The sequence below is a fragment of the Geminocystis sp. CENA526 genome (assembly GCF_050753365.1).
In the GTDB taxonomy this organism is placed as follows: domain Bacteria; phylum Cyanobacteriota; class Cyanobacteriia; order Cyanobacteriales; family Cyanobacteriaceae; genus Geminocystis.
In genome coordinates this window covers 1-6,074 of the sequence record NZ_JBLZFY010000162.1, presented here as the reverse complement: position 1 = coordinate 6,074, position 6,074 = coordinate 1, and the positions used below count along the sequence as shown (strand labels likewise).

Sequence of the window (6,074 nt, the reverse complement as noted above, 5' to 3'; positions counted from 1 at the left end):
CAATAACTTCATCTTAATTGAGAATGAATAGGCAGATTAAATCTATCCATTTTGTCTTCTTTTTTTAGTATTGGGTTTTGATTTGTTTTAACTTTTAATCTGAGTTTAGATCATGATCAAGTAAGACGCAAAAAAAATGAGGCAAATGTAGAGTTTGAAATGTCCTACGCTCAGGAAAGATACCCTAAATCATGAATACAACAACAGATTGCGTGCGCGCAGCGTGCCTTTGGCATCGCAGAATATTTAGACGGATTGAGCGAATTATTAGCAAGATTAGAGAGTTTAGAAGTCTTTGCGGATTTGTGCGAAAGTCGTAACCTGAAAAGCAGTAAGGAGATTTTGCCCGATGAGAATACCCCTTCGGGATTGTATTTGTTACCTGCGGATTGAGATTCCGTAAAACAGGCTTCTAGCCTGTAAATAAAGCTCTAAAGAGCTTACTACAAACGGTTCGATCGAGTTTGGGAGATTGCTTCGTTTCCTCGCAATGACAAGGAGGAGAGAGGGTTCGATTGAAAAAAGTGAGAAAGTTTGATCGTCAAGGGGGCGCTGCGCGATCGATCCTTGATTTTGTTATAACTATAAAAAATATCTAAATTTTTAGTCATGGAAAATATTAATATAAATCAAAGTATCATCGATCGAGCTGAACAATTAAAAGCTAAATTACAGGAGGCGAGTTATGCCTATTATGTGTTAGATAATCCCATTATGGATGATACTATTTATGATCAACTTTATCGAGAATTGCAAGATTTAGAAACTCAATATCCTAGTTTAATTACCTCTGATAGCCCGACTCAAAGGGTAGGGGATAAACTCGATAGACAGTTTAATTCAGTCGCTCATAATATACCTCTTTATAGCTTAGAAAATGCTTTTAATTTTGAGGAGTTAAATAACTGGCAAAATCGTTGGCAAAGACAAATAGAAAATAACCCTAATTTTAATTATATTTGTGAGTTAAAAATAGATGGTTCAGCTATCGCCTTAACTTATGAAAATGGTATTTTTATTAGGGGTTTAACAAGGGGAGATGGTGTCATGGGGGAAGATATAACCCATAATTTACGCACAATTCGATCGATTCCCTTAAAGTTAAATATGGATAATCCTCCCCCGATTTTAGAAGTGAGAGGAGAGGCTTTTTTTCCCTTAGAAGAATTTAATCGTATCAATCAAGAAAGAGAAAAAAATCAAGAGGATTTATTTGCTAATCCTCGCAACGCTACGGCGGGAACTTTAAGACAATTAGACCCAAAAATTGCGAGTGAAAGAAAGTTACAATTTTTTGCTTATAATGCCTATATTTTACCTGAAAATAATTGCTTTGATACCCAAGAAAAAGCCCTTAATTTTTTACAACAAATTGGTTTTTTAGTCAACCCTAATTATCAAGTTTTTGCAGATTTAAACCAAGTCAAACAATATCTTGATATATGGGAAATCGATCGAAAAAATTTGCCCTATATGACTGATGGAGTAGTGGTAAAAATCAATCAATTTTCCTTACAAAATGAGTTAGGTTTTACTCAAAAATTCCCCCGTTGGGCGATTGCCGTTAAGTATCCTGCGGAGGAAATGACAACTACCGTAGAAAAAATTATTGTCAATGTGGGGCGCACTGGTGCTGTAACTCCCCTTGCAATTATGAAACCTGTGACTTTAGGAGGCACGATCGTGCAAAGAGCTACTTTACATAATGTCGATCGAGTGCGAGAATTGGATATTAGAGTGGGGGATACCGTGATTATTCGCAAAGCAGGAGAAATTATCCCCGAAGTAGTGGAAGTAATTAAAGACTTGCGCCCTGCTAACAGTCAACCTTACCAGATGCCGAGTCATTGCCCTGAATGTGACTCAATTTTAGTACGCCCTGATAATGAAGCCGTCACTCGATGTGTTAATAGTTCTTGTCCTGCTATTTTGCGCGGTAGTTTGATTCATTGGGCAAGTCGAGATGCGATGGATATTCGAGGCTTAGGGGAAAAAGTGATTATCTCCCTTTTAGACTATAAATTAGTAAAATCGATCGCAGATTTATATAAATTACAAGACTTTGAAATCAAAGATTTAGAGCGCATGGGTGAAAAATCTGCCCAAAAATTAATTACCGCTATTGAAGATAGCAAAAAGCAACCATTTAACCGAGTTTTATTTGGTTTAGGAATTCGTTATGTAGGTGCAGTTAATGCTCAAATATTAACAGATAGTTTTCAAAATATTGATAACTTAATTCAAGCAAAAAAAGAAGACTTAGAAAGAGTTTATGGTATAGGGGAAGAAATAGCTAATTCCGTAGTAGAATGGTTTACTATTGTTGATAATATTAAGTTAATTAATGAATTAAAAATCTTAAAAATTAATTTTCAATCAGATAATAATAGTAATAAAACTGACCAAAAATTAACAAATAAAACCTTTGTTTTAACAGGTACATTACCCACATTAAAAAGAAATGATGCTAAAAAATTAATTGAGTCAGCAGGAGGAAAAGTTAACAGTAGTATTAGTGCTAAAATTGACTATGTGGTAGTAGGAGAAGATGCAGGTTCAAAGTTAGAAAAAGCCCAAAAATTAAACTTAAAAATCATCAGTGAATCAGATTTATTAGACTTATTAAACAATAATTAATATAGGTTTGTAGTGAGGGCTTTAGCCCTTATTTTAGCATTTCAAATCTAATTATCAACATTATTTTGTAAATAAAATTTATACCTTTCTTCTAATTGATTAAAGGTTAGTTTTTTTGTCCAAAATTCTACTAAACTATGCCCTAAAGCGTAGGCTTCTTTATCAGGATAATCATTATTTTCTATTAATAAAGTCCATAAAGATAGTAAATCAAACTGCATTTTATCTTCACTATTGGTACTTAATAAAGAGAATAGTTCAAAAGCTAATTGCAATTTTCCAATGACAACGGGTAATTGTTCAATGGGGATTTTTTCTGCTAGTAATAAAGCTAGACGAGGTGAACCAGTAGTAATGGTTGAAATAAATTGTAAAACTGGACTTTTGAGGAGGGTTGTCAATCCTTGACTGGTTGCCATTTGAAAGGAGTATTTATCGATAATTTTCGCCGCCGTGATACTTTTTGCTTCTAGGTTACGGAAAAAACGGGCAAGTCTTATCTGTTTTGCAGGTTCGATCGAACTTAAAATAGTAATAGCTAAAACGTCATCATACCAAGAATCTCGATCGAGAGAAAGGTTAACCAAAGGTATCACTTCATTACAATATTCCCCTAGGGTTTCCTGACGGTATTTAACGGCTTCTCGAATAGAGATTTCCTTCGGGAAGTTTCCTGTTTGCCAATTATAAGGGGGTAGCCATTCTCGGATAGGGCGCAGTCGATCGACTTGAGTGATAATAGTAAAAATGGGAATTTCCTGTACATTTTCCCGTAACTTGACTAAAAAATCCTTATCCATTTGTAAAGCTGGATCAAGAGCAGGATTTAATAGTAAGATAATATCAGCATTTTGGGCATATTCTAACACCTGTTGAGCATAGTTCGATCGATCGATTTGCTCATAACCGGGGGTATCAAAAAGATTTAAAACTTCTCCAGTATTGGCTTTCCATTGATAACTTTTGATGTCAGTGGTGCTAGGTAAAATATCAACTTCGGCTTTTTGGGTATTAAAAAGAGTGTTAATTAAACTGCTTTTTCCTGCTCCTGTTCTACCCACTAGAAGAATATTAACAGGTTTTTGGGCAATTTTTTCAGGATTTTCAGCTTGAGAGAGAATCTCTTGTAAAGTCTGGGTTTTCGTCTTCGGTAAGATGTCATTCTGAGGGATAAACTTATCAAGGGGTAAATTATCACCGCCATATAATAAAGCCGTTTGACGGGCAAGATTGCGCAACGCCACTTCCCTTAACACTTGAGATAGATTGATTAATAACTCCTGATTAGCTTGTTTATTACTTCCCTCACTCGCCAACTTAGTCATAGCCACCGCAGGATTTATCGCCCATTGCGCCCAACTCCACACTTGTAATAATTTACGGGCACTCGGTTCAACTTTGCGGTATAATTGATAACCTTGATAACCTTGAGCGATGGTGACTTGATTTAACGCAGGAGACAATTTCGTCATCCACTTATCCATATCATCCACTGTACCTCGAATTAAACCGTAGGCTTGAGGAATATAGATATTCAATAATGGATATTCTACTTCAGGATGATATATTTTTGCGATCGAAGTGACTAAATCTTGACAACGTTGAAAAAATAACTGTAAATCCTCCCAAATGGGGGCATCTTCTCTAGTTTTAACGATAACACTTTGTAAGGCTTCCTCTAACTTAGGAATAATCTCAGGATTGTTATTATTGAAAGTAGTAATTTTTAAATCCTGTTGTACCTCCGAGATGATATTTTCCACATTAGGAAACATGGGTTTTGTCCATTTTACCAACAACCAACGCCAACCCACGAAAATTGCGACAAAAATCGCCCATATCCAGTTAATACCCCATGCGTGAATTTGTAAACCCGTTGCCACAGCAAAAAAGGTAATTAAGACGATAATAGGAGTTGCGAGAATAAACCATTGCCAAGATTTTAAGCGAATCATTGTTAAGAATTAAGAATTAAGAATTAAGAATTGAGAATTATGGCTTTTTACAGTTTGAATTTAACCTAATATCTGATACCTGATACCTGATACCTGATACCTGATACCTGATACCTAATACCTGATACCTGATATTTTTTTTGACATAATTTATCATATTGAAAGTAAATTTTATAAATATTCTCTCCATTGTACTGCAAGATTTTGAGGATTTCCTGCTAAGGAAAAAAGCAATACTCCCTCAATTTTTTCATTATCAATTACTTCTTTTAAACGAGTTAATTGTTTATCTGTAATCGCAATGCCATTATACTTTTTAGCATAAGCTAATTCTTCCCTAAAATTATTATCATTATAGGCTTGAATAAAGACTCGATCGACACCCCAAGCATCAAAATCGGCGGCAAATTCTTTTTTCGCCCAATAGGGATTATGATGACAAATATCAAAACTCACATTAGGATTAGCTTTTTTAATAGATGTAATCATTCTTTGCACAAAATTAGTTAATATGGGAGTCCGATTTTCTTCGGAGGGTAAACTGCTGTGATACCCTAAATAATCATCCCATTGCACGGCATCAATGTTGGGATATTTCTGCACAAATTCCGTTGTCATGTCAATAAAAAGATTCGCAACTTCAGGGTTATTGACATCTAAAATATAATGATCAACTCCATCATAGGTTCGATCGATCCCCGGTACAAGCCAATTTTTCGACTTTGCTAAATTAAAAATAGGACTACCATGATCAATTTTAATACCTTTTTCAAAATAAGCATGAACTTCCATACCTTGTTTATGGGCTTCATCAATTAACCAATGTAACCATTGCTCTCGAAACTTGTTTGGACAACGTTGTAAACCGATATGTTTTTGCATCACCTCACTATCATACATAGTGCAACCATTTCCAGCTACTCCATGAATGATAGTATTAATACCTTGAGAGCGATAATGACGGACTTTTTGACGAATAGCATCTTCAGAAGCATTATTAGTAATCTCATATCTACTCATGTATATACCGATAATTTGATTCGTTTCCAGTAATTCCACAGGTGCAACATTAACAATAGTTTCTTTTTTCAATTCGGGAGTATTAGGAGGAGGAGAATTTTCGGAAGGAATAGGATAGTTGTCTTCTAATAAAACAATAGTGGGAGGAGTCTGTTGCCGAAAAATAGGCAAATCTATCTCTTTGATTAATTCCCAATAAGGAGAGAATTTTTGTTGATACTCTTGTACAACTTCTGTTTGAGAAACGTGGTTTATTCCATTTTCCACCCCCTCAGAAATTTTTTTTGTACCCAAGGCAACTGAAAACCCTTACCGATTAACCAAAATATGCCAACCCAAAAAGTTAATTTTACAACAACTTCGCAAAGAGCATCGATTGCTTTAGCTGTGGGATGTATTGCGACACAATATGCGGGTGTCGAGAATATTTTTTCTAAAATTAGTTGTCATTTTTTATTTTAC

The 6,074-nt window shown here is 35.0% G+C and carries 5 protein-coding genes; 2 read left to right on the top strand and 3 right to left on the bottom strand.

Features of this window, described 5'->3' with window-relative positions; translation table 11 throughout:
• The first annotated feature begins 255 nt into the window (after nt 1-255).
• Nucleotides 256-393, top strand: coding sequence for a hypothetical protein (locus tag ACN4EE_RS21690; protein ID WP_431708594.1), 138 nt, complete (start codon nt 256-258; stop codon nt 391-393).
• Nucleotides 394-443: 50 nt separating this feature from the next.
• On the opposite strand, the gene ACN4EE_RS21685 is transcribed toward ACN4EE_RS21690, so the two are convergent.
• On the bottom strand, nt 444-611 hold the full coding sequence (locus tag ACN4EE_RS21685) for a hypothetical protein (protein WP_431708593.1): 168 nt from the start codon (nt 609-611) through the stop codon (nt 444-446).
• A gap of 7 nt (nt 612-618) precedes the next feature.
• Between ACN4EE_RS21685 and ligA the strand changes: the two genes are divergently transcribed.
• Nucleotides 619-2,637 (top strand): NAD-dependent DNA ligase LigA, encoded by a 2,019-nt coding sequence (ligA, locus tag ACN4EE_RS21680; protein WP_431708595.1) that lies wholly within the window; start codon nt 619-621, stop codon nt 2,635-2,637.
• Nucleotides 2,638-2,684: 47 nt separating this feature from the next.
• Here ligA and ACN4EE_RS21675 read toward each other — a convergent pair whose 3' ends face one another.
• Nucleotides 2,685-4,592, bottom strand: a complete 1,908-nt coding sequence (locus ACN4EE_RS21675) for a GTPase family protein (protein ID WP_431708592.1) — start codon at nt 4,590-4,592, stop codon at nt 2,685-2,687.
• A 171-nt stretch (nt 4,593-4,763) separates the two neighbouring features.
• Nucleotides 4,764-5,906, bottom strand: coding sequence for a family 10 glycosylhydrolase (locus tag ACN4EE_RS21670; protein ID WP_431708591.1), 1,143 nt, complete (start codon nt 5,904-5,906; stop codon nt 4,764-4,766).
• Nucleotides 5,907-6,074: the final 168 nt, after the last annotated feature.

Bases quoted from the DNA above. Each gene is read 5' to 3' on its own strand.
- ACN4EE_RS21685 (WP_431708593.1), bottom strand. From the start codon at position 611: ATGACTAAAAATTTAGATATTTTTTATAGTTATAACAAAATCAAGGAT.
- ACN4EE_RS21675 (WP_431708592.1), bottom strand. From the start codon at position 4,592: ATGATTCGCTTAAAATCTTGGCAATGGTTTATTCTCGCAACTCCTATT.